Source organism: uncultured Gelidibacter sp. (assembly GCF_947500795.1).
Classification (GTDB): domain Bacteria; phylum Bacteroidota; class Bacteroidia; order Flavobacteriales; family Flavobacteriaceae; genus Gelidibacter.
Window position 1 is genome coordinate 47786 of the sequence record NZ_CANMTE010000003.1, and the last position, 24904, is coordinate 72689.

The following is a 24904-nucleotide window of genomic DNA, read 5'->3' on the forward strand; positions in this document are numbered from 1 at the left end:
TACTGCAATTTAGGAAATAACACCCGAACCTACTAATTCATCATCAAGATACCAAGCTACAAATTGACCTTCTGTAATGGCAGATTGTAGTTCTTCAAAAACCACATAAAGTCCATTTTCCAACTGATGTAAAGTGGCTTTTTGAAGTGGCTGACGGTATCTAATTCTGGCATTGACTTCCATGGTCTGATCCAATTCCAATTTTAAATCCTCACGAATCCAATGCACCTCATCATTAGAGACAAATAATGCTCTTTTAAGAAGTCCTGGATGATTTTTACCTTGACCGGTGTAAATGACGTTTTCCTCAACGTCAGTATCGATTACAAACAGCGGTTCTACGGTACCACCCACAGCAAGCCCTTTACGCTGACCTTTAGTGAAATAATGGGCACCTTGATGTTTACCAACAATTTTACCGTCAGTAATCGCGTAATCGACTTTACGGGTCAGGTAAGCCAATTCTTCAGCTTCCGAATTAAATTGTGGTTGTTCTTGCTTATATAAAGGTTGTTCTGATGGAATTTCCACAATAACACCTTCTTTAGGTTGTAATTTCTGTTGTAAAAACTCTGGCAATCTCACTTTACCAATAAAACAAAGGCCTTGAGAGTCTTTTTTATCGGCAGTTACCAAGTCTAATTCTGTGGCGATTTTACGCACTTCAGGTTTTGTCAATTCGCCAATTGGAAACAACGATTTTGATAATTGTTCCTGAGATAATTGACATAGAAAATACGATTGATCTTTATTGTTATCAACACCAGAAAGCAATTGATAAATAGGTTGGCCATCCTTTTCAAGTATTCCTTTACGGCAATAATGTCCTGTAGCTACATAATCAGCACCCAAGTCGAGCGCAATTTTCATAAACACGTCAAACTTGATTTCTCTATTACAAAGCACATCCGGATTTGGGGTTCTTCCCTTCTGATATTCATCAAACATATAGTCGACAATACGTTCTTTGTATTGTTCGCTTAAATCGACAGTTTGAAATGGAATCCCCAATTTATCAGCAACCAACATGGCGTCATTGCTATCATCCAACCATGGACATTCATCAGAAATGGTAACAGAATCGTCATGCCAGTTCTTCATAAACAGACCAATGACTTCATAGCCTTGCTCCTTTAATAAATACGCGGCAACGCTTGAATCTACACCTCCCGAAAGTCCTACAATTACTCTTTTCATTTTACAAAATTACGAAGATTATTGTAAACGAAATTGAATTTAAAATTGAATTTGCCTGCCCACAGTAACCCGCTGATTTTGCCGATTTCTGTAAGCTGCTTGTTGATTAGGAATTCTAACCTGAAACCATAGAATAATAGAAGATCAGAAGCCTATTTACAAACTAAGCTCCCGCAAATTTTACCAATTTAGGTAGCTCTATAATTGACTATAAACTCCAACTTGAAATATTACAAACAACAGAAACCATTTACTGCCTACTGCAGACTGACACCTGAAGACTATTATCCCCTACTGTTTAATAGGGTTTTTACTGTATTCCGTAAAATCCTTTTCTTCGGTTAGGACACCATTTTCATAAAACTTCCAAATTCCGTGTTTTTTATCATTTCTATAAGCTCCTTCCGCTAGCATCTCTCCTGCGCCGTTATAGTATTTTGACATCCCATTAAGCATGTCATTTTTATAGGTAAATTCCTTTATAAGCACGCCTTTATCTGAAAATATTTGGGAGACACCTTCAATTTTCCCATTGACATAATTGGAAAGTTCAGCAACTTGCCCAGTTTCATAATACACTGTGCGTTCTCCTTCAAGTTTTCCGTTATTTTTGTAATATTCAACGGTCATGACGGCTTTTGTCTTATTATGATAATACACCCATTTTCCAACGAAAAGAGTATCCTTCATATGCCCTTCACTAATGAGTTTCCCCTTAGATGAGAAAAACTTTACACTGATATCATCACTATCAGGACTAAATTCTCTAGTCGCACTGAGTACGCTTTGTTTCTTGTCCAATTTATAGAACTTGAACACACCAACTTCCTTCCCATGTTCGAAGGTGCCTTCATACCTTGGTTGGTCTAAACCTTCATAATTCTTTCTCCATAAACCATGACGCTCACCATTGGCATCAAATTGATTAATACCACTTTGAGCATGAACAGTGGTTAAAAATAAAGTAAAAATTACCGCAGAAAGTAGATGTTTCTTAATCATGATATATAGTTATTGAACAGTACTCGTGTTCCGTTAATTTATGTCGAACAAATAAACTCAAAAAATTCAAACTTATTTTAAAAACCTGTAAGATTTTACCCTTACCTCTAATACGAATGACAATAAAATAAAGTCAACAGAATTCTGTATTAGCTAAAGCCAATATGCAACATCTGTACCAATTCTCATATTTTAAAATCATCCTGTCATTATAGGATTGAAATAAAAATGCCTCTGGAAGTGTCAGAGGCATTTTTTATATTTTAGAAAACAAATTAGCGTTTTCCTTGTTTTTTCTGTTGTTGTTCAGCTTGTTCCATCATTTCTTTCATTTTCTTCTGGAACTTACTTTCTTTTTTAGGTTTTGCTTTATTCTCCTGAATACGAGCATGGATTTTATCTTCATCTAAAATAAAATTCTTGATGACCAACATAATTCCAATACTAATAAGGTTAGAGATAAAGTAATACAAACTCAATCCTGACGCATAGTTATTAAAGAAGAATAACATCATGATTGGCGAGAAGTAAATCATATACTTCATCATTTTTGCCATATCCGGCATCCCTTCTTGAGTTGGTTGTGACGCCATTTGCTGACCTGTAGTCATCTTCATATAGAAAAAGATAGCAATAGAAGCCAAGATTGGGAACAAACTCACGTGATCTCCATAAAAAGGAATCTTGAACGGTAAGTTCGCAATGGTGTCATAAGATGATAAATCATCTGCCCAAAGGAAGCTTTTCTGACGAATATCAAACGCCGATGGGAAGAATTGGAATAAGGCATAGAACACAGGCAACTGAATCAGTGCTGGCAAACAACCACTTAACGGACTCGCGCCAACCTTAGACTGTAAGGCCATTGTTTCTTGCTGAATCTTTAGCTTGTTGTCTTTATATTTTTCACGGATAGCATCCAATTCTGGTTTGATAATCTTAAGCTTGGCTTGAGATAAGAACTGTTTGTACTGTACAAATGATAGACATAATTTGATTAAAATCGTCATTACCACAATTGCAATTCCGTAAGGCATAAAAGAGCCTAACAGTGCAAATAGTGGAATAAACAAGTAACGGTTGATCCACCCGAAAATACCCCAACCTAATGGTAATATTTCATCCAGGTTTCTGTCATAGGCATTTAAAATCTTATAATCACTAGGACCATAATACAAATCCATGCTCTTATTCAATTCACCACCTTGCAATGCCAACGGTAATTTTGTAGTAAACGCCTTGGTGAAAATGGTATCTACATCCTCATCCTGAACTAAGTTTCTCGATTTAAAATAACCTTCTTTAAAAGGTTGATCTGCCAATAAAATGGAAGTAAAGAAATGTTGTTTATGAGCCACCCATGTCACATCTTCAGCAGTATCATCAGTTTCATCCTGTTGCCCTAAATAATCATCTTTTCCACCTTCATATTCAAAAAGGAGTTCCGTGTATCTATTTTCATAAGAAACACTTTTTGCATGGCGGTAAGTTTTGGTATTCCAGTCTAAATTTACTTGCTGTGAACTGTTGATGACATCACTCAGCCCTTGTGAACGCACATTAAAACCAAACATATAATCATTTGGCTTCAACTCATAACGGTACTCTAAAAACTTGCTTTCAGAAACTTTAAGTTTCATCGAAACCACAGTGTTTTCTCCGTTTTCAGTTACTGTTGGCTCAAAATAAAGGTCCTTAGTATTTAGATTTCTATTATCTGTAGTAGAGAAAGAAATATTGAAGTCCGCATTACCATCTTTAATAATGTAGATTGGCACCGAATCATAAGAGACAAACTTTTTAAGTTTTACCTCAGATAAATAACCACCTTTATTGCTAAATTTTAATTGCAACAAATCAGTTTCAACCAAAGTTTCAGCGTCTGTAGCAGATGGTAACGTTGATGCGTAAGCAAACGCTCCCAATTTATTTTTCAATGCTTCCAACTTCAGAGAATCTGAAACCGTAGTATTGGAAAAATCTTCAGCCTTTGAAACGAACGTGTCCTTTTCTACATTTTGTTGCTTCTCTGCAGCAATTTGCGCTTGCTTTGCCTTTTCTTGAGCTGCAATTTCCTCAGGAGTTGGTTTGTTCTGCCAAAGCATGAACAACAATATTCCGAAAATAAGAACGAATCCTATAATAGAATTGAGGTCAAATTTTTTTTCTTCCATTTATTATATGTTCAGACCTACAAGACTTTATAGGCCCTTTTTAAATTGATACTAAATTTTGTTTTTTGATAAGATTGATCTGCACAAAAATGCATCCAAATTTACTTTTGTGCCATACTGACACAATTTGCATCTTTTTTATAATCTAATGCTGCCTTCACAAATGCCACAAAAAGTGGATGCGGATTGGCAACAGTACTCTTATATTCTGGATGATACTGCACACCTACAAACCATCTATGGGACGGAATTTCAACGATTTCAACCAAGCCTGTGTCAGGGTTTAATCCTGTAGCCTTCATTCCTGCGCCTTCAATTTGCGCTTTATAGGCATTATTGAATTCATAACGATGGCGATGACGCTCCATGATATCTGACTTTTGATATACATCTTTAGCGATGCTACCGTCTTCTATATGACATGCCCAAGCACCAAGACGCATTGTACCTCCTTTATCTGTTACGTTTTTCTGAGATTCCATCAAATCAATAACAGGATCAGATGTATGTTCATTCATCTCAGTTGAGTTGGCATTCTTCAAGCCTAACACATTACGAGAATATTCAATAACTGCCATTTGCATTCCTAAACAAATTCCTAAGAACGGAATGTTATTTTCTCTCACAAACTTAACGGCTTCAATTTTTCCATCAACACCACGCTCTCCAAATCCTGGAGCCACCAACACACCATCTAAATGTGCCAATTGTTGTGATGCATTTTCAACAGTTAAATGCTCAGAATGTATCGGTTCAACCTTTACTTTTACTTCATTTTCAGCGCCTGCATGAATAAAGGCTTCCAAAATTGATTTATAAGAATCCTGAAGTTCCACATACTTTCCAATCAAGCCAATTGTGATTTCGCTCTTTGGATTTTTATGTTTGTTTAAGAATTGATTCCACTGCGTTAAATCTGGCGCATCACTTTGAAGATTTAGTTTCTTAAGAACTACCTTATCTAAGCCTTGCTCCAACATTAAATTAGGAACATCATAAATTGTAGAAGCATCAATAGATTGAATAACGGCTTCTTCTCTCACATTGCAAAACAATGCCAATTTACGACGCAAATCCAATGGCAATTCGTGCTCTGTACGACATACCAAAATATCGGCCATAACTCCACTTTCCATCAGTGTTTTTACACTGTGTTGGGTAGGTTTTGTTTTCAATTCTCCTGCAGCAGATAAGTATGGCACCAAGGTTAAATGTATGACGATGGCATTATGCTCACCTAAATCCCATTTTAACTGACGTACTGCCTCTATATATGGTAAGGACTCAATATCTCCAACGGTCCCTCCTATTTCAGTAATAACGATATCAAATTCGCCAGACTTCCCAAGTATTTGAACGCGTTCCTTAATTTCATCAGTAATATGAGGAATCACCTGAACGGTTTTACCCAAAAACTCTCCACGACGTTCTTTTTCAATAACACTTTGATAAATACGTCCTGTAGTAACGTTGTTAGATTGACTGGTAGTCACATTCAAGAAACGCTCATAGTGTCCTAAATCTAAGTCCGTTTCTGCACCATCATCAGTTACATAGCATTCCCCATGTTCATAAGGATTCATTGTACCTGGATCGACGTTAATGTACGGATCTAATTTTTGAATTGTTGTTTTGTAGCCTTGAGCCTGAAGTAATTTCGCCAATGAAGCCGCAATGATGCCTTTCCCTAAGGAAGACGTTACTCCTCCTGTGACGAATATGTATTTTGTAGTAGTTGTCATGTTGCGCTGTTAAACGCAGGCAAATTTACAAAATTTAAATAGTTATTGTAGCATCTAATTTTAGTTATTTATGAATAGAAAGAACGGCCGCAATAGCACAAGAAAACACTCAAAAAAATAGACCTTATTTAACAGCTTATTTTTTAAGAATTTCACATAAAACGACTATTTAAAACGCAAAAAACCTGCTTCAAGGTGAAAATTTTTGAAGCAGGCCTTTCTTTTTTAGATGAAAATCTATCAGTCTATTTTCTTACTTTCTTTCTTGATTTCAAAATTATCAAAATCACCTCCATTGACTATAGTCCAATTGTCATAATTCTTAAAGTACTTCTTAATGACTTTATTGACATCTTCAACGGTCAGTTTTTTAACTTCATTTTCAACATTCTTTTGGAACATCATATCTCTTTTATTATACAAATTGGAATTGATGATTCTTGCCAACTCATTATCCTTAGCCCTTGATACGTTTTGTTCCTGAACCCAACCATTAACTGCATTTTTAAGCTCTTCTTCAGTGATACCTTCAGCAATATAACGTGCTATTTCCTCTTTAAACCCTTGCTGCACTTTGGATGCGTTTTCTGGAGCGTAGATTGCATAGATATACATGGACGAATTTTTATCATCCTTATTACTATCCACACCAACATTACCACCAGCACCGTAACTAACGCCATCTTGTTGACGTAAGCGACCAGCAATACGAGAATTTAAGAATCCACCGCCGAAAATTTCTCCAGCTATTTGTAAGGCAGCATAGTCTTTATCATATTGACTGCCTTCAAAGGACAGAATGCCCAAAGTAAATGCGTTTTTCTTATCTGGCGTAAGGATCTTTTCATTTGCAGGCTTGCTATTTTGAAATTTATCGCTGATTTCAGTATAGGGTTTATCAGATTTGAAATCGGCATACGTTTTATCAAAATACGATTTTACAGCCTCCTCATCCATATTACCAATAGCAATTAAGGAAGTGCTATTATTGACACCATAAAAATCTTTGTGATATGCTTTCAAACTAGCAACATCTACGGCTTTTATCGCTTCAATTTCTTCTTCCAAAGTTCTATTATATAAAGGATGCCCTTTTTTATAGCGATTGTTTAATAGTGCTATTTGTCGAGACACCACCGATTGTGGCTCCGATTTACTTTCTTCAAGACCGGCAAGATCTTGTGTTTTTAATTTTTCCAATTCAGCAGCATCAAACGATGGATTTTTCAACATGTCCGTCATTACCGCCAATGTTTCCATCAGATTCTCTTCAGTACTGTTTACGGATGCAGTAACACGTCCGTTAGAACCATTAAAATATATTGACGATTTTAAAGTAGCCAACTTATCTTCAATATCCTGACGCGACATTGTAGTGGTGCCCTTATTAAGCATTCTGGCCGTATATCTCGCCGCCAGACCTTTGTTCATTAATTGGTCCACGTTCCCGGTTCGTAAATTGAACGTTACATTGACTGTTTTACCACGGTTATCTTTTTTAATCAGGCCATATTCAATCCCTGTGTTTTCTAATTTACCCGATTTTAAAGTATTTTGAATATTTTCATAAGACACATCAAAAGCTTCACCGGCATCCAATGCCTCCTTACCTTTATAATTAGCCACCAATGCCTCTAAATTTTCAGTATGCGGAATCCCAACACGTACAGGATTTTTAGTCGGCATAAAGTTTCCAACCGTCCTATTCGTAGGAATCATGTATTTTTTGATGGCGTCATTCACTTTAGCAACGGTCATTTCCTCAATACGATCTCTAAAAATAAATGCCAATCGCCAATCGCCAGCACCAATAAACTCGCTCATATAAGTCCCTAAATAGGAGGAATTCCTAAACACCTGATCCATCTGCTTTAAAAGATTTGCTTTCGCACGATTCAACTCGGCCTCCGTAATTGGATTGTTTGGTAAACCATCCAACGTCGACAATAAGATTGTTTCTGCATCTGCTAATGATTTATCAGAAGGCACATCCACATTCATATATAAGAACGAAGGTTCTTTACTAAACGGTGAAAAAGACCAAATACCAGACGATTTCCCAGCATCTACCAAAGCTTTGTACAATCTGCCGGAAGGCTCATCAGTCAAAACCTGTTCAGCAATTGCCAAGGCCGCCGCATCTTCATGAGATCCTGCAGGCACATGGTAAAGCGCCGATACAATTTGCAAATCGCCTACGCGGCTTAACGTTACGCGTTTTTCACCATCTTGTTCAGGTTCAATGGTTGGGTTATCTATAAGCTTACCTTCTGGATTTTTAATCGGACCGAATTTTTTCTCAATTAAAGCCAATGTTTTTTCAGTATCGAACTTCCCAGTCACCATTAAAATAGCATTGTCCGGGCGATAGTATTTTTTATAAAATGCCTGTAAGTTTTCAATAGGCACACGCTCAATATCAGATTTATTACCAATAGTGGATTTGCCGTAATTATGCCATAAATAAGCGGCACTAATCACCTTTTCCATCAACACACGAGTAGGTGAATTTTCGCCACTTTCAAATTCGTTTCGAACAACAGAAAATTCAGATTCTAAGTCTTTTTTAGCGATATAGGAATTGACCATTCGATCAGATTCTAAATCTAACGCCCACTCTAAATTTTCATCTGTAGCATTAAAAGTTTCGAAGTAATTGGTACGGTCATACCACGTGGTTCCGTTTGGACGTGCACCATGCGATGACAATTCTTCAGGAATATTGGGATGGTTAGGCGTACCTTTAAAAACCATGTGTTCCAACAAATGCGCCATGCCTTTTTCGCCATAGCCTTCATGACGGCTACCCACCATATAAGTAATGTTGACCGTTATGGTTTGTGCAGAATTGTCAGGAAATAAAAGGACTTTTAAGCCGTTATCTAATTGGTATTCGGTAATTCCTTCTACACTTGCGACTTGTTTAATTTGCGCTTCAACATTGAAAAACATGGAGATGCAAAACAACAAAAACAGTGAAGTTTTGAGTAAATGGTTGGTTTTTTTCATAATTATATTGCTAATGGATTCACTTTAAAGGTAGTAAAAATTACAATCCTTAGTTGAATGCCACCAAAAATTTTGAAGTACGAATCCCACAACCCTATAATTATTAAGAAAATTTTGACTTTTTAAAATGACGATCGTAAATTTTAATCCGTAATTTTAAAATCACGTTTTTATAAAAAATTTAGCATGATGTACACTCAAAAAATGCTCAGAGATGGAGCTTTACAAGGAAAAACAATAGTAGTTACTGGTGGTGGTAGCGGATTGGGAAAAGCAATGTCCAAATACTTTTTAGAACTTGGTGCTAATGTGGCCATTACCTCCCGAAACCTTGATAAACTCAAGGCTACCGCTGAAGAGTTGGAACAAGACACCAAAGGAAGTTGTTTGCCTTTACAATGTGACGTCAGAAATTATGACGAGGTGGAAACCATGCTAAAACAAGCGGTGGAAAAATATGGTAAAGTAGATGTGCTATTGAACAATGCCGCAGGAAATTTTATCTCTCCTACGGAACGACTTTCAGCCAATGCTTTTGATACCATTATTGATATTGTATTAAAAGGTACCAAAAACTGTACTTTGGCTTTTGGAAAACATTGGATTGACACCAAACAAACCAATACCTCCGTCCTTAATATTGTAACCACTTATGCTTGGACGGGCTCCGCATACGTGGTACCAAGCGCCACGGCGAAAGCTGGCGTATTGGCCATGACGCGCAGTCTTGCTGTAGAATGGGCAAAATACGGTATGCGTTTTAATGCTATTGCACCTGGTCCATTTCCTACCAAAGGCGCATGGGACCGACTGCTGCCGGGCGACTTAAAAGATAAGTTTGATATGGCTAAAAAAGTGCCATTAAATCGTGTGGGCGATCATCAAGAGCTGGCTAACTTGGCTGCTTATTTGGTTTCTGACTTTTCGGCCTATGTGAATGGTGAAGTGATTACCATTGATGGTGGCGAATGGCTTAAAGGCGCTGGACAATTCAACCTATTGGAAGAAATTCCTGAAGAAATGTGGGACCAATTGGAAGCCATGATTAGAGCAAAAAAAAGTAAGAGTTAAAAAGCAATCCCCAAAACATATTTACTTTTAACAGTCTATAACCCAAAGGAGAACAGAAAATCAGTCTCCATTTTTAGGACCAATTACTATCTAAACCCTTAGTTATAAACCATGAAGAGATTTATAATTTCTGAGATTTCATCACTATAAATAAGCCTCTTTTGTTAACAAGTAACATTTTTTAAACTCGCAAATAATCGTATTTTTACCGAGACTAAAACCAGATCATTTAATGGGTAAAATCATTGCAATAGCCAATCAAAAAGGAGGCGTTGGAAAAACAACAACGTCGGTAAATTTAGCCGCTTCCTTAGGTGCATTAGAGAAAAAAGTATTATTAATAGATGCAGATCCACAAGCCAATGCATCATCTGGCTTAGGGATTGATGTAGAAGGTGTAGAAGTTGGTTCCTATCAACTTATAGAACATTCAGCAACGGCAGAAGACTGTATCATTGCTACAAATGCGCCGCATGTGGATATTATTCCGGCGCACATTGATTTGGTCGCTATTGAGATTGAATTGGTTGATAAGGATGAACGCGAGTACATGCTTAAAAAAGCAATCGACCATCTGAAAGAAACATATGATTATATCTTGATTGACTGCGCTCCTTCTTTAGGTCTGTTGACCTTGAATGCACTTACAGCTGCGGACTCGGTGATTATCCCGATTCAATGTGAGTATTTTGCGTTGGAAGGTTTAGGTAAATTATTGAACACCATAAAAAGTGTGCAACGCATCCACAATCAGAATTTAGATATTGAAGGCATGTTGTTAACCATGTATGATGCGCGTTTACGTTTGTCAAACCAAGTTGTTGAAGAAGTGCAAAAGCATTTTAGCGACATGGTTTTTGATACGATTATTCAGCGTAATGTACGTTTAGGTGAAGCGCCGAGTTTTGGTGAAAGCATCATTAATTATGATGTGAGCAGTAAAGGAGCCACCAACTATTTAAGTTTAGCAAAGGAAATTATTAAAAAGAACCATTAATGGCGAAAGCAACCCAAAAACAAGCTTTAGGAAGAGGATTATCAGCACTTTTAAAAGATCCTGCGAACGATATCAAATCTGTTCAGGATAAAAATGCCGATAAAGTAATTGGTAATATTGTTGAATTGGAATTGGAAGCCATTGAAATCAATCCGTTCCAACCGCGAACTAATTTCAACGAAGAAACACTTCGGGAATTAGCGTCATCTATTAAGGAATTGGGCGTTATTCAACCGATAACCGTTAGAAAACTCGATTTTAACAAGTACCAGTTGGTTTCTGGGGAGCGTCGTTTTAGAGCTTCCAAATTAATCGGCTTGCAAACAATTCCTGCCTATATCAGGATTGCGAACGATCAGGAATCTCTTGAAATGGCATTGGTTGAAAACATTCAACGTCAAGATTTAGATCCTATTGAGATTGCATTGTCCTACCAACGTTTAATTGATGAAATTCAGTTGACACAAGAGCAAATGAGTGAGCGTGTGGGTAAAAAACGTTCTACAATCGCCAATTATCTGCGTCTATTAAAGTTGGATCCAATCATCCAAACAGGGATGCGTGATGGATTTTTATCAATGGGACACGGACGTGCCATCATAAACATTGAAGATCAGTCGCATCAGCTAGACATCTATGAAAAAATTCTTTCTGACAAATTATCAGTTAGAGATACGGAAGCCTTAGTTAAAAACTATCATAATAAAGGCGAGACCAAAAGTCCTGAAAAAACGGAGTTACCGAAATTCATTAAAAATGGTGTCAAAGAATTTTCAGAATACTTTGGACAAAAAATCAACGTTAAAGTGAGTAAGAACGGAAAAGGAACTATTAGTATTCCTTTCCACTCTGAAGAGGATTTTAACCGTATCAAAAAACTTGTTCAAAGTGCTAAATAAACGCATTTATATATCTCTTTTTATATTCTGCTTTGTTTCTTTCTTCGGATTTTCACAAACCGAAACGGATTCTATTCCAACAGCTACAGATAGCTCTCCAACAACGATTTCAAACGCCGTTATTGCTGATAGCGTCGTAAGAAAACCGATGAATATTTTGGCGCCTTCAAAAGCGGCCTTTTACTCAGCTATTCTTCCAGGATTAGGCCAAGCCTACAATAAAAAGTATTGGAAAATCCCTATTGTTTACGCTGCAATTGGTACCGGCATCTATATTTATTTGGATAATGATAAAAACTATAACCGCTACCGTGATGTTTACAAACGTCGCCTTGCTGGTTTTACGGATGATGAATTTTATGGTGATGGACCAACGCCTAAAGTGTCTAACGACGGACTTATTCGTGCACAAAACACGTTGCGCCGCAACAAGGAATTGTCACTATTGATCACCTTCGGATTATATGCCCTGAACATCATTGACGCTAATGTTGATGCACATTTATTACAGTATAATTTAGATGAAAATTTGGCTCTAAAACCTCATTTTCAATTTAACGAGCAGGAAAATTCCACCGACTTAGGTGTGACGCTAAATTTTAAATTTTAAACATGAAAATAGGTCTCTTAGGTTATGGAAAGATGGGTAAAACTATCGAAAAAATAGCACTTCAAAGACAACATGAGATCGTCTTAAAAGTTGACACCAACACGGCCCATTATAATCTCGAAGACGTTGATGTAGCAATTGATTTTAGTACGCCAGATGCCGCAGTAGATAATATTTTAAAGTGTTTTAGCCACAACGTTCCGGTTATTTCGGGAACTACAGGATGGCTGCACCATTATGATGAAGTTATCGCCTTATGCAAAGAAAGAGAAGGCACATTTCTTTATGCCTCAAATTTCAGCTTAGGTGTGAATATCTTTTTTGAATTGAACAAAACACTATCAAAATTAATGGCCAATCTTCCTGAATACAACATTAGTATGGAAGAAATCCATCATACCCAAAAATTGGATGCTCCAAGTGGCACGGCTATTTCTTTAGCAGAAGATATCATTATGAATTCCAAATACGGCACGTGGACTCTTGATGCTGCAAAACCTAAGGAATTACACATTAATGCCAAGCGTATTGAAGATGTTCCTGGGACACATGAAGTCAATTACACGTCTGAAGTAGACACTATTTCCATAAAACATACTGCCCACAGCCGTGAAGGATTTGCCTTAGGCGCCGTAATTGCAGCAGAATGGATAGCCGGAAAAAAGGGTGTATTTTCAATGAAAGATGTGTTAAACATTGGTTAACTTACTGCCGATTTTTAAATTGCGATTTATCAATAACAATATATTTGCTAAACAGGGCTAAAACCCTCTTTTTACAATAAAACTAAAGCTTATCAGATGACATTTACTCAGTGGTTTATATTCTTTTTCGTGATACAAATTATCCACGGACTTGGCACATGGAAATTATACATAAAAGCAGGTAGAAAAGCTTGGGAAGCCTTTGTTCCGGTATATAATGCTGTGGTTTTAATGAAAATCATCAACAGACCTTGGTGGTGGACCATTTTACTATTTGTACCAATTGTCAATTTGATCATGTTTCCTGTAGTTTGGGTAGAAACTGCGCGAAGCTTCGGAAAAAACACCACTACAGATACGGTTTTAGCCCTTGTTACTTTAGGGTTTTACAACTATTACCTGAACTATTTTACAGATGTACAACACGTTAAGGACAGAAGTTTACATCCTAAATCGGCTGCGGGAGATTGGATTAGTTCCATTCTATTCGCTATTGTTGCAGCAACCATTGTCCACACCTATTTTATTCAACCGTTTACAATTCCGACGTCATCATTAGAAAAAACATTATTGGTGGGCGATTTTTTATTCGTGAGTAAATTTCATTATGGCGCGCGACTTCCTATGACGACTGTCGCTGCACCTATGGTTCACGATACAATTCCTGTCTTAAAAGTCAAATCATATCTTTCAAAACCTGAGCTCCCTTACATGAGAATTCCTGGTTTTCAAAAGATAAAACGCAATGACATTGTGGTATTCAATTGGCCGGTCGACACTATGCTGGACATGCGCCACACCGATAAACATTACTACAAGCCTATCGACAAGAAAACCAATTATGTGAAGCGTGCCGTGGGTTTACCGGGGGATTCGCTCTCCATAAAAGATGGGTATGTGTATATCAACGGAAAGCAAAATGCACTTAATGACCGCGCACGAATCCAGTTTTCATACAACATTACTTTTCAAGGTCAGATAGCGTCAAATGCTCAAGTTTATGAAATATTGAAGCGTTTTGACATGACTGATGGTTTAGGTTATGATCAACAAAACGAAAAATGGATTATTCCTGCAGCTACTGAAGAAGCGGTGGCAAGAGCAAGAAATCATCCGAATATTGCATCCATCGAAATTAGAAAAGATTCTTTAGGTAATCGTGATGCCGGTATTTTCCCAATGAATTCGGCATATAACTGGAACAACGATTATTTTGGACCGTTATACATCCCGCAAGAAGGAAAAACCATCACATTAACGCCTGAAAACTTACCTTTATACAAACATGTTATTACGGCTTATGAAGGGCGTGAGCTTTCTGTAAATGGCAATCAAATCAGTATTGACGGTCAAGTGACGAATCAATATACGTTTAAACAAGATTATTATTGGATGATGGGAGATAACCGTCACAACTCACAAGATTCTCGCGTTTGGGGATTTGTTCCATTTGACCACGTCGTAGGGAAACCAGTCTTGGTTTGGATGAGCTGGGATGGAAAAAGTCCACGTTGGGAACGTTTTTTCACAACAGTTGGTGGTAATGGGAAACTCGTATCTTACTTTATTCCATTTCTTGTTCTCTTAGGTATTGTACTCGGTTTTAATGCATGGCGTAAACGAAGAGCTACTAAATAAGCAGCATTTCAATTATGGACATTCTACTTCATCCCACCTATTTTCCGAGTATTGCGCAATGCGTCGCCATGGTGCAAGCGAAAAAAGTGACCTTTGAAGTGTGCGATAATTATCAAAAGCAAACCTATAGAAACCGAATGACTATCTACGGTGCCCACGGCAGAATGCCACTCACCGTTCCTGTAGTCTATTCGCAAAAAAACAGACAACTGTATAAGGATATTGTCATCTCAAATGATGAAAAATGGCAGGATTTACATTGGAAATCAATTCAGTCAGCCTACAGCAGTTCTCCGTTTTTTGAGTTTTATGAACATGATCTTATACATCTTTTTCAAGAGGAAGTAACCAATTTGATGGCGTTTAACTTCAAATGTCTCGAGGCTGTTTTAGAATGCCTACAACACGATTTAAAGTTTGATAGGACTACTGAATTTGAACTACATCCGCAGTCCAAAACAGATTACCGCTATTTGGTAGATCACAGAAAAGAAAAGGAACAACCATTAAAAACCTATGTTCAAGTTTTTGATGACAAACACGGCTTTATTCCAAACCTGAGCGTTCTCGATTTGATATTTAATGAAGGTCCGAATGCATTGTTATATTTGGAACGTCAGCAACTACCTCACTAATGCTACAATCCTTTATACATTACGGAATTCATTTTGGCGTGCCTCTGGCAGTTGCACTTTTATTTTTTAAATCGGTTTGGAAACGCGCCTTTTTAATCATGATTGCTACCATGATTATCGATTTAGACCATCTTTTGGCAGTGCCACTTTTTGATCCTGGACGTTGTAGTATTAATTTCCATCCGCTACACACCTATTATGCGATGGTAGTTTATGTGGGATTCTTATTCTTCAAAAAAACTAGAATCATCGGTTTAGGACTGGTCATCCACATGATCGCAGATGCCACGGATTGTTGGATGATGATGAATTTTAATTGAAGATTGGTTGAGAATTGATGATTGATGATTGGTGATTGGTGATTGGTGATTGATGATTGGTGATTGAAGATTGTTGATTAGCACCCGTCAACTGAATACTGCTTACTGAAAACTGAAAACTGCCTACTGCAGACAGAATACTGCCTACTGAATCCCCCCTTACTTCACCTTCACCTTACTCATAATCGGGAAATGATCCGAAAGCTTAACTTCAAAAGTCTTAAAACTATTGATTTCAAAGTTTTTATCAGCCATTATAAAATCGATTCTCACAGGGAAAAACTTAAAATTAAACGTACGCCCAAAACCGTTACCAGCTTCCACAAACGCATCGCTTAAATCGTCACCTTTAATTTTATTATACACATAAGAATAGGCCGTATTATTGAAATCGCCACAAACAATCACCTTGTATTTACACTTTGCCTTATGTTCTAAAAACAAATCTGCTTGTGACTGTTGATGCCTAAAAGTGTTACCAACACGCTTAAATAAATTTTCAGAAGTTTCGTTTTTCAATGGATCAGAATTCGCATCAATTTTAAGCGATTGCAGGTGTACATTATAAATTCTGATGGTATCCTTTCCCTTTACCACGTCCACAAAAATAGCGTTGTTATAAGTGTTAGGAAACTCGATAGATCCTTTATTGATGATAGGAAACTTAGAAAAGATAGCCTGACCGTTCTTAATTTTTTTTCCTGAAAGCACTTCAAACTTATAATACTCCTTTAACTGCAAATCGTTATCAAGACGATATTCCTGCATGCTAATAATATCAGGATTCTTATCGGCTATAAATTTACTGATTTCAGTAGTGACATTTTTACTCGGCAACCATTCAAACAGATTGAATAAGCGCACATTATAGTTCATGACCGCTAAGTTTTGATCATCTTCTACTTGTTTGGAAGATGATACTTTATAGAGTGAACTCACGTAATTGAAGCCTATTAAAAGCACAATTAAGGACAATAACAGCTGCTTTTTAATATTTAGAAGCCAATAAATAACAAAGAGGATATTGACAATAATCAGAAATGGTACTGTCAGACTTAAAACAGAGATAAAAGCGGAGCGTTCCGGCTCAATATAAGGCAATATATATGACAGCAAAAGTGTAGTTGCTGCAATTGAATTTAAGAAAAACACAAACTTATTAAAGAGGTTGAGTTTTTTCATCGCACCTAGTCTTTAGCTTTAAATAAAAAAGCTTTTTCCTCCTCAGTCAGACTTTCATAACCACTTTTGCTAATTTTATCCAGGATAAGATCTATTTGCTTTTGCTTATTAAACTCTTTAAACTCATTTTTATTATGACCTGCAACAGAATTAGACTTGCGCTTGTGTACGGTTTTTAAAGGCGATTTATTACTAGATTTAAAAAGATTGGAAACCCAGTCCATTAGCTTTTCAAAACCTTCACCAATATCATTCCCTTTAATCAGCTGTTTGGCATAGAAATACCCCAACGCTACACCACCTAAATGCGCAATAGTTCCACCTTGGTTGGCTCCGAAAAGTCCTATAAGATCAAAACCTACAAGTGCAACCCCCAAATGCCATAATTTGATATTAAACATCAATAACTTGACTTGAGTATTTGGCATATAGGCACATAAGAAAATCAATAATGCCCTCACACCCACGGATGCTCCAACCAAAGCGCCTGCCGGTTTCAAAAAACTTAAAGGCAATACATTGTAAGCGAAAAGAAAAAAGAGTCCGCCCAAGATGATACCCAAGAAATAGATTTTTAGCGTGAGTTTAGATTCGAATAAATTAAGCATCATTTGAGATACGTAATACAGCACCAACATGTTGAACAATATATGGAACAAGCCATAATGCGTAAATCCGTAGGTAATGATACTCCAAGGTTTAAAGATGAATTCTCCAAGATCTTTTGGCAACTCTAACCAATATAAGCTACTCCCCGATGTTACAATCAGCGACAGCACTAACCCAATTAAAAAAACCACCACATTGATAGCGATTATTTTTTCGAGCACATTGAGGTTTCTCAATTTCTCTTGAATATCTTGATTTAATGAGGTCATCTATCCCAACGGTTTTTATTGAATTGTGTTTTCTTCCAATACCACATCATCAAAAATCCGGTTAATGCTCCACCAAGATGCGCTGCATAGGCGGTATTATTCGGGCTAAAAAACGACGTTCCTGTTAAAGCTGATATCAAATCTAAAGCGATAATTCCTGGAATAAAGTATTTCGCTTTAATAGGTACAGGTAAAAAGATAAGCATCAATTTCGCATCAGGAAATAACATTCCGAAAGCTACTAAAACCCCCATGATAGCACCTGAAGCACCAACCATTGATGAATTAAAGATGTTGAACATGCTCTGTAATAAATCCCGTTGTGCCACATTAGCACCGTCCATAACTCTTCCTGTGGTCAGGGTTTCGTGAATTTCAGAAGATGTGAATCCCGCTGCAAGCATTTCAGATTCCATAGGTAAATACTGTAAATAATATACGCCCAACATCACTAAAGCAGCTCCTAAACCAGCTGATATATAGAAAAATATAAACTTTTTAGCACCAAAAACCTGTTCTACTGCGGTTCCAAACATCCATAAAGCTAGCATATTAAAGGCAATGTGCATCATATTACCATGCATAAACATGTGGGTGATGATCTGCCAAGGCTGAAATAAGTCGTTTTTAGGAAAATATAATGCGAACCAATTATAAAACACCCCATTTTGAATGGTAAGTGTACCTATAAACATCAACACATTTATAATGAGCAAATGCTTAACGGTATCTGTAATTCCTCTCATGCTTCTTTGATCTAAAGGTTAATTAAAATTACATAAATTTTCTGTCAACCTCATCAATTGACATCGTAATAAATGTAGCGCGATTAGTAGGCGATACAGAAGGCTCCTTGCAGGCAAAAAGACTATTGACTAAATGTTCCTGCTCTAAATTTGATAAGGATTGCCCTGTTTTAATGGCCAAACTCTTCGCCATGGATTTTGCCAAGAGGTCCGTTGCGCTAAAATGACTATCAGGCACTTCCTGCTCTACATCGCTAATAAGTTGTTCTAAAATGATAGACACTTCACTGTCAGGCACATTTATTGGCAGTCCGGTAATCTCTACCTGCTCTTCATCAATCGCCGAAAACACAAAACCTGTAGCTTCCAAATCGCTTTGTAATTGCCTCAAAATAGTCAACTCTGCACCTGTAAAATGTAAATGTAGGGGAAACAACAACTGTTGACTTACAGCTTCCTTAACCGTCATGCTTTTCAACAGACCTTCGTACAATATACGTTGGTGTGCACGATGCTGATCGATCATCAACATGCCAGATTTAATGGTGCTGATGATGTATTTATTTTGAAATTGATAAGTGCTTTGCGTGTTTTCGTGTTGTAATTTATCACCAAATAGCGACACGTTTTCAGGCTCACTTTCAAATTCCACTTGACTGAAATCATGAGAATCACGAGTCCCTTTTGATTCCAAACCTACATACAAACTGTCCCAATTGTTGAGCGTTTGCTTTTTAAAAGCAGTAACCTGTTTGCCAGGTGTACGCTCTTCCCGAAACGGATTATAATTGCGATCGACCTCTACTGTTGGGGTTTGGGCGCCTTTATCTTTATAATCGTACGGCGTATCTAAATTGGTATCGTATTCAAAATCCAGAACAGGTGCAATGTTGAATTGGCCCAAACTATGTTTTACAGATGACCTTAAAATAGCATAAAGCGTATGTTCATCATCAAACTTAATTTCCGTTTTTGTCGGATGGATGTTGATATCAATCGATTTTGGATCGACCGTTAAGTTTAAAAAATAAATAGGATGATTGCCGTCCTTGATCAGTCCCTCAAAAGCTGCGTTAATGGCATGATTGAGATATGGACTTTTAATAAATCTATTATTGACAAAAAAGAACTGTTCTGATTTTGTTTTTTTGGCGAACTGTGGTTTTCCTACAAATCCTGAAATTTTCAAAACTTCAGTAGTTTCTTCAACAGGTACTAGTTTTTCATTAGTTTTTGAACCAAAAATATGAACCACACGTTGGCGGTAATTACTTTCGTACAAATTGAAAAGCTCACTCCCATTGTGGTACATCGCAAAAGCAATATTAGGATGTGCCAACGCTACGCGATGGAATTCATCAATAATATGACGTAATTCAACTGTATTGGATTTCAAAAAATTGCGACGTGCAGGAATATTGAAAAACAAATGTTTTACAGCGATTGATGTTCCTGTAGGTGTAACGGTAACTTCCTGAGTTTTAATTTCACTCCCTTCGATAGCGATCAAGGTGCCGAGTTCATCATCTTCCTGTTTGGATTTCAGCTCCACATGCGCAATAGCGGCGATACTAGCTAAAGCCTCTCCTCTAAACCCTTTCGTATTTAAACTGAACAAATCGTCAGCAGAGCGGATTTTTGAAGTCGCATGACGCTCAAAACTCAATCGAGCATCTGTTGGACTCATGCCTTTTCCGTTATCAATAACTTGAACAAGGGTTTTTCCTGAATCTTTTAGAATTAATTTTATGGATGTTGCTTCAGCATCAATGGCATTTTCAAGTAATTCCTTGACCACAGAAGCAGGACGTTGCACGACCTCTCCTGCTGCAATTTGATTAGCAACATGATCTGGTAAAAGTTGAATAATATCTGACATTAGCCTTTTGGAAAGAATATTGACAAATCAAAACCGATGATTAAAAGGAAAATAAATATTAAAATTCCAACAATAATCAGGGTACGTTTGTTTGCGGCTTGGTCAGGCGTGTTTTTATAGTCGTCTAAAGCATTTTCTAACGTGCCTTTTAAGCCAACTTTGCCTATGGTCTTTCTGTGATCATCAAATTTATGTTTGATCTCAAAAGGATTCCCCTCACCTTTATAGTGACGCGGTACATAGTTAAATTTCTTATTTTGACGTGTTTTAAAGATGCCCATAATTTCTAAATTTCGTAGTTACTCAAAACATACCAAACACCAATTACCATACCTAAAATGATTAAAAGTATGACTAACGTTGGCGCCTTTTTATTGCGCTGGTTTTTTTGACGCCATTTAGGATCAAATTCATAGGACTTGTCCTGATGCTGTTCTTTAAGATACCTTGGTGTGTAACTGAAACGTTTAGGTTGACGTTGTTTAAATAAATTCACGGTTGAACGCTTTGCCTTTGTGAACTTCAAATGTACTTAAAATACGAGGAAAAACGATGTTTTAACTGCTAAAAAATGTTAAGAAGAAGCGCGAAACTCCAAGTATGTGGTTTGAAGCTCGAAGATATGTTAATAGGAAAATAGATGATAATTATCTCAATAATAAATATCACATATGCTATCACACAGAATAGCAATGACATAAAACGACAGCCATTCCTGAATTCGCAGTTGACACCCAGCTCAACCTACTGCCAACTGAAACCTGCCTACTGCCTACCGAAGACTGCTTACTGAATACTGCCTACTGAAGACTGCCAACTGAAGACTGCTTACTGCCTACTGGCTACTGAACTAAGCGTTCTGACGCAAAACCGCCATCTTAATAGCAGCAACCGCAGCTTCAACACCTTTATTACCGTGTTTCCCGCCCGATCTATCGATAGATTGTTGCATGGTATTATCAGTCAATACACAAAAGATTACTGGAGTGTCATGCATCACATTCAAGTCCTTAATCCCATTTGCAACCGCTTCACAAACAAAGTCGAAATGCTTAGTCTCACCTTGAATCACACATCCAATGGCAATCACAGCATCCACCATATGCTCTTGCATTTTTTTGCTACCATAGATAAGCTCATAACTACCAGGAACATGCCAGCTAATGATGTTTTCAGACAGCGCACCGTGTTCTACCAACGTATTTAGCGCACCTTCGTAAAGGTTATCTGTGATATTACTATTCCATTCTGAAACAACAATCCCAAACCGAAGGTTCTTCGCATTTGGGATTGTGTTTTTATCGTAAGCCGATAAATTTTGATTTTTTGTTGCCATGTTTTTACAAACTTGCTTGCGCCTGTCCTATGAACACATCAATATTAGATGCTTCAGTAGAATTAGGATAATTTTCTTTTATCGTATTGAAATGATCAAGAGCTTTTTCAGTCTTACCTAAAGTCAATGCAACAGTGCCCGCTTTAAACAAATACATTGGCGTTGTGTACTCGTTTTTATTTAAGCTCGCTGCTTTTTCATAGTAGCTCAATGCATCTTCTGGTTGATTCAATTGAACAAAAGCATCACCGATTCTTCCTTTTGCAATAGGTGCTAATATTTTATCATCACTTGAAAAATCACCTAAATATTTAACCGTATTTTGGTAGTCATTCAAATTGTAGTAAGCCATTCCAGCGTAGTAGTTAGCCAAGTTAGCAGCAGGTGTACCACCGTACTCGTTGATGATATCCAACATACCAAACTTCCCTTCACCTCCGTTTAAAGACAATGTGTATAGAGAATCTTTAGCGTTAGTATCGTTAACTGCTTGTTCAAAATATTGCTGAGCTTTGAACATTTCGTTCATTGCCTCACTCGCTTTAGGTTCAGCAACAAATTTATTGTAGCCTAAGTACCCTAAAACAACTACAGCGATAACCGCTACAGCACCAATAATATATTTTTGGTTTTTTACTGCCCATTCTTCCGTTCTAGAAGCAGACTCATCCAAGGTGTTAAATACTTCTGCTGTTGTTGAGTCATCCTCTAGAGCTTCAGTTTTTTCAGCTTGTGTTTTTGGTTTGTAACCTCTTTTCTTATAAGTTGCCATATCATTGTAATTTGTGCGCCGCAAAATTATAATATTTATTGGTATATAAAAGGTAAATTATTTGTTATTTTTCAATAATTTGCACATCCTTTCGCACAGTTGATTAAAATCTTATTTAAAAGCGAAAATTTCACATGGTTTTAAACTCACTTTCCTTACTGAATTACAAGAATTTTGACAGTCAAGACTTCACTTTTGATAAGAAAATCAATTGTTTTGTGGGGGCCAATGGAATCGGAAAAACGAATGTCTTGGATGCCATTTATAACCTCTCTTTTGGGAAAAGTTATTTCAATCCTATCGCTTCACAAAATATTCGTCATGGAGAAGAATTCTTTGTGGTAGAAGGCCTTTTCGAGAAAGATGAGCGTGAAGAAAAAATCATTGTATCGCTTAAAAAAGGTCAGAAAAAGATGATCAAGCGCAATGGAAAGGCGTATGAAAAATTCAGCGATCATATTGGCTTTATTCCCTTAGTGATTATTTCGCCAGCCGATAGAGATTTAATTATTGAAGGCAGTGAAACGAGACGTAAATTTATTGACAGTGTTATCTCACAAAGTGATAAAAATTACCTCAACCAACTCATTAATTACAACAAAATACTTCAGCAGCGTAATGCGCTTTTAAAGTATTTCGCATTAAATAACACTTTTAACGCGCAAACATTGGAAGTTTATAACGACCAATTGCATGATTATGGTTCTGAAATTTTCACCATAAGAAAAGCATTCTTGGAAACGTTTATTCCGATTTTTAAGGAACGCTATAACGCCATTAGTAACAAACAGGAACCAGTGAATTTAAGCTATAAAAGTGATTTGTTTGAAGCCGATTTAAATTCACTTTTAAAAAACAATATTAATAAAGACAAAGCGCTTCACTATACATCTGTAGGCATTCATAAAGACGATTTGAATTTTGAAATCGACGGGTTTCCTATTAAAAAATTCGGGAGTCAAGGACAGCAAAAATCGTTTTTGATCGCTTTAAAATTAGCACAATTTGATTTTATAAAAGAGCAAAGTGGCGTCTCTCCTATTTTATTATTAGATGATATTTTCGATAAATTAGATGAAAATCGAGTGGCGCAAATTATCGAATTGGTGGATAATGAAAATTTTGGACAGCTTTTTATCAGTGACACACATGCTGACCGTACCGAAAACATCATCAAACAAGTTCATCAATCGTATAAAATGTTTAAACTTTAAACTAAAATATACTCGTATCACTATTTAATAATTCAAAATGAAAAAATTATTAGTTTACAGCATCTTCTTCTTAGTAATGGCATGTGGCAAAAATCCGGAAAGTTTCATCCCGCATTTAAATGGGTATTGGGAAATTGACGAAGTGACCTTGCCAGATGGCTCTAAACGTGACTACACTTATAATGATACTGTCGATTATTTAAGCGTAACGGACAGTTTAACTGGGTTCAGAAAAAAGATGAAACCAAGTTTTGACGGCACCTATACAACCTCTGATGACGCCGAAAGTTTAAAACTGAAAATAGAAAACGATAGTCTCAACGTCTATTACACCACACCATACGCACAATGGAAGGAAACGGTTTTAAATGCGACGGAAGATGCACTTTTGATTGTAAACGAGCAAAATGTAAGGTATCTTTACAAGCGCTTTGAACCTATAACAGTTGAGAAATAGGTTGTTAAACTATTTTCTAAAAATCAGAGCTTTTCATTTATCAAAACTACTAATAGCAACTAAAACAATTCCCAATGGCAAAACGCACTAAAGACAATCTTTCGATTAGCGAGCTTCTTCAAGAATTTGTGGACACCAATAAACTACAAACAGGACTGGACAAGGTGAACGTGAGAGATGCTTGGGCGAAAATGATGGGCAATGGAGTCAACAACTACACCACAGCTATTCAGTTGGAACGAGACACACTTTATGTACAATTAAGTTCGAGTGTGTTACGCGAAGAATTGAGTTATGGGAAGGAGAAAATTATTACCATGCTCAACGAATCTTTAGGCAAGGACATTATCAAAAAATTGGTATTGCGTTAATTTTGATGCCGATTCCTGGTTTTTAGGGTGTCATTTAAGAAAGCACACTCAGAAAATCAAACCACTTTTTT

24 protein-coding genes are annotated in these 24904 nt (G+C 36.9%); 11 read left to right on the forward strand and 13 right to left on the reverse strand.

The window, feature by feature from the left end:
• Window positions 1-9 precede the first annotated feature (9 nt).
• The 5 genes from mnmA to Q0947_RS08090 all read right to left on the reverse strand — a co-directional run bounded on the left by mnmA (window position 10) and on the right by Q0947_RS08090 (window position 9124).
• Complete coding sequence (mnmA, locus tag Q0947_RS08070; protein WP_299395240.1) at window positions 10-1197, reverse strand: tRNA 2-thiouridine(34) synthase MnmA; 1188 nt, start codon at window positions 1195-1197, stop codon at window positions 10-12.
• A 291-nt stretch (window positions 1198-1488) separates the two neighbouring features.
• A complete protein-coding gene (locus tag Q0947_RS08075; protein ID WP_299395244.1) occupies window positions 1489-2199 on the reverse strand; it encodes a toxin-antitoxin system YwqK family antitoxin in 711 nt (236 codons plus the stop codon).
• A gap of 275 nt (window positions 2200-2474) precedes the next feature.
• On the reverse strand, window positions 2475-4373 hold the full coding sequence (gene yidC, locus Q0947_RS08080) for a membrane protein insertase YidC (RefSeq protein WP_299395247.1): 1899 nt from the start codon (window positions 4371-4373) through the stop codon (window positions 2475-2477).
• A gap of 101 nt (window positions 4374-4474) precedes the next feature.
• Window positions 4475-6115: a CTP synthase gene (locus Q0947_RS08085; RefSeq protein ID WP_299395251.1), complete on the reverse strand. Its 1641-nt coding sequence runs from the start codon at window positions 6113-6115 to the stop codon at window positions 4475-4477.
• Between the two features lie 240 nt (window positions 6116-6355).
• Window positions 6356-9124: a pitrilysin family protein gene (locus Q0947_RS08090; RefSeq protein WP_299395254.1), complete on the reverse strand. Its 2769-nt coding sequence runs from the start codon at window positions 9122-9124 to the stop codon at window positions 6356-6358.
• A 186-nt stretch (window positions 9125-9310) separates the two neighbouring features.
• On the opposite strand from Q0947_RS08090, the gene Q0947_RS08095 reads away from it, so the two are divergent.
• From Q0947_RS08095 to Q0947_RS08130, 8 genes are all read left to right on the forward strand, one after another.
• Entirely contained in the window at window positions 9311-10195 is an 885-nt protein-coding gene (locus tag Q0947_RS08095; RefSeq protein WP_299395257.1) for an SDR family oxidoreductase, read from the forward strand.
• Between the two features lie 232 nt (window positions 10196-10427).
• Window positions 10428-11192, forward strand: coding sequence for an AAA family ATPase (locus tag Q0947_RS08100; protein WP_299395261.1), 765 nt, complete (start codon window positions 10428-10430; stop codon window positions 11190-11192).
• On the forward strand, window positions 11192-12091 hold the full coding sequence (locus Q0947_RS08105; RefSeq protein WP_299395265.1) for a ParB/RepB/Spo0J family partition protein: 900 nt from the start codon (window positions 11192-11194) through the stop codon (window positions 12089-12091). Before Q0947_RS08100 ends, Q0947_RS08105 begins: the two co-directional genes overlap by 1 nt.
• Before the next feature lie 73 nt (window positions 12092-12164).
• A complete protein-coding gene (locus tag Q0947_RS08110; RefSeq protein WP_299396696.1) occupies window positions 12165-12701 on the forward strand; it encodes a DUF5683 domain-containing protein in 537 nt (178 codons plus the stop codon).
• 2 nt (window positions 12702-12703) lie between these two features.
• Complete coding sequence (gene dapB / locus Q0947_RS08115) at window positions 12704-13405, forward strand: 4-hydroxy-tetrahydrodipicolinate reductase (protein ID WP_299395267.1); 702 nt, start codon at window positions 12704-12706, stop codon at window positions 13403-13405.
• Between the two features lie 96 nt (window positions 13406-13501).
• A complete protein-coding gene (gene lepB / locus Q0947_RS08120; protein WP_299395269.1) occupies window positions 13502-15043 on the forward strand; it encodes a signal peptidase I in 1542 nt (513 codons plus the stop codon).
• Between the two features lie 14 nt (window positions 15044-15057).
• Window positions 15058-15678 carry a WbqC family protein gene (locus tag Q0947_RS08125; RefSeq protein ID WP_299395274.1) on the forward strand — a complete coding sequence of 207 codons (621 nt, stop codon included), beginning with the start codon at window positions 15058-15060 and terminating at the stop codon, window positions 15676-15678.
• Window positions 15678-15998 (forward strand): DUF6122 family protein, encoded by a 321-nt coding sequence (locus tag Q0947_RS08130; RefSeq protein WP_299395279.1) that lies wholly within the window; start codon window positions 15678-15680, stop codon window positions 15996-15998. Before Q0947_RS08125 ends, Q0947_RS08130 begins: the two co-directional genes overlap by 1 nt.
• Before the next feature lie 159 nt (window positions 15999-16157).
• On the opposite strand, the gene Q0947_RS08135 is transcribed toward Q0947_RS08130, so the two are convergent.
• From Q0947_RS08135 to Q0947_RS08170, 8 genes are all read right to left on the reverse strand, one after another.
• Window positions 16158-17180 (reverse strand): endonuclease/exonuclease/phosphatase family protein, encoded by a 1023-nt coding sequence (locus Q0947_RS08135; RefSeq protein WP_299395286.1) that lies wholly within the window; start codon window positions 17178-17180, stop codon window positions 16158-16160.
• Window positions 17181-17185: 5 nt separating this feature from the next.
• A complete protein-coding gene (locus Q0947_RS08140) occupies window positions 17186-18058 on the reverse strand; it encodes a rhomboid family intramembrane serine protease (protein WP_299395291.1) in 873 nt (290 codons plus the stop codon).
• The gene (locus tag Q0947_RS08145; RefSeq protein ID WP_299395295.1) at window positions 18055-18804 is read right to left on the reverse strand and encodes a rhomboid family intramembrane serine protease; all 750 of its coding nucleotides are present in this window, start codon (window positions 18802-18804) and stop codon (window positions 18055-18057) included. Before Q0947_RS08145 ends, Q0947_RS08140 begins: the two co-directional genes overlap by 4 nt.
• A 28-nt stretch (window positions 18805-18832) precedes the next feature.
• Window positions 18833-20683, reverse strand: coding sequence for a DNA mismatch repair endonuclease MutL (mutL, locus tag Q0947_RS08150; protein ID WP_299395300.1), 1851 nt, complete (start codon window positions 20681-20683; stop codon window positions 18833-18835).
• Window positions 20683-20964, reverse strand: coding sequence for a riboflavin synthase subunit beta (locus tag Q0947_RS08155; protein ID WP_299395305.1), 282 nt, complete (start codon window positions 20962-20964; stop codon window positions 20683-20685). Before Q0947_RS08155 ends, mutL begins: the two co-directional genes overlap by 1 nt.
• Before the next feature lie 5 nt (window positions 20965-20969).
• Entirely contained in the window at window positions 20970-21179 is a 210-nt protein-coding gene (locus tag Q0947_RS08160; RefSeq protein WP_299395309.1) for a hypothetical protein, read from the reverse strand.
• A gap of 354 nt (window positions 21180-21533) precedes the next feature.
• Window positions 21534-22019 (reverse strand): 6,7-dimethyl-8-ribityllumazine synthase, encoded by a 486-nt coding sequence (gene ribH / locus Q0947_RS08165; protein WP_299395314.1) that lies wholly within the window; start codon window positions 22017-22019, stop codon window positions 21534-21536.
• Window positions 22020-22023: 4 nt separating this feature from the next.
• Window positions 22024-22791 carry a tol-pal system YbgF family protein gene (locus tag Q0947_RS08170; RefSeq protein ID WP_299395315.1) on the reverse strand — a complete coding sequence of 256 codons (768 nt, stop codon included), beginning with the start codon at window positions 22789-22791 and terminating at the stop codon, window positions 22024-22026.
• A gap of 134 nt (window positions 22792-22925) precedes the next feature.
• Between Q0947_RS08170 and Q0947_RS08175 the strand changes: the two genes are divergently transcribed.
• From Q0947_RS08175 to Q0947_RS08185, 3 genes are all read left to right on the forward strand, one after another.
• Window positions 22926-24005 carry a DNA replication/repair protein RecF gene (locus Q0947_RS08175; protein WP_299395320.1) on the forward strand — a complete coding sequence of 360 codons (1080 nt, stop codon included), beginning with the start codon at window positions 22926-22928 and terminating at the stop codon, window positions 24003-24005.
• A 37-nt stretch (window positions 24006-24042) separates the two neighbouring features.
• Window positions 24043-24462, forward strand: a complete 420-nt coding sequence (locus tag Q0947_RS08180) for a lipocalin family protein (RefSeq protein ID WP_299395324.1) — start codon at window positions 24043-24045, stop codon at window positions 24460-24462.
• 74 nt (window positions 24463-24536) lie between these two features.
• Window positions 24537-24833 carry a DUF721 domain-containing protein gene (locus Q0947_RS08185; RefSeq protein ID WP_299395328.1) on the forward strand — a complete coding sequence of 99 codons (297 nt, stop codon included), beginning with the start codon at window positions 24537-24539 and terminating at the stop codon, window positions 24831-24833.
• Window positions 24834-24904 lie beyond the last annotated feature (71 nt).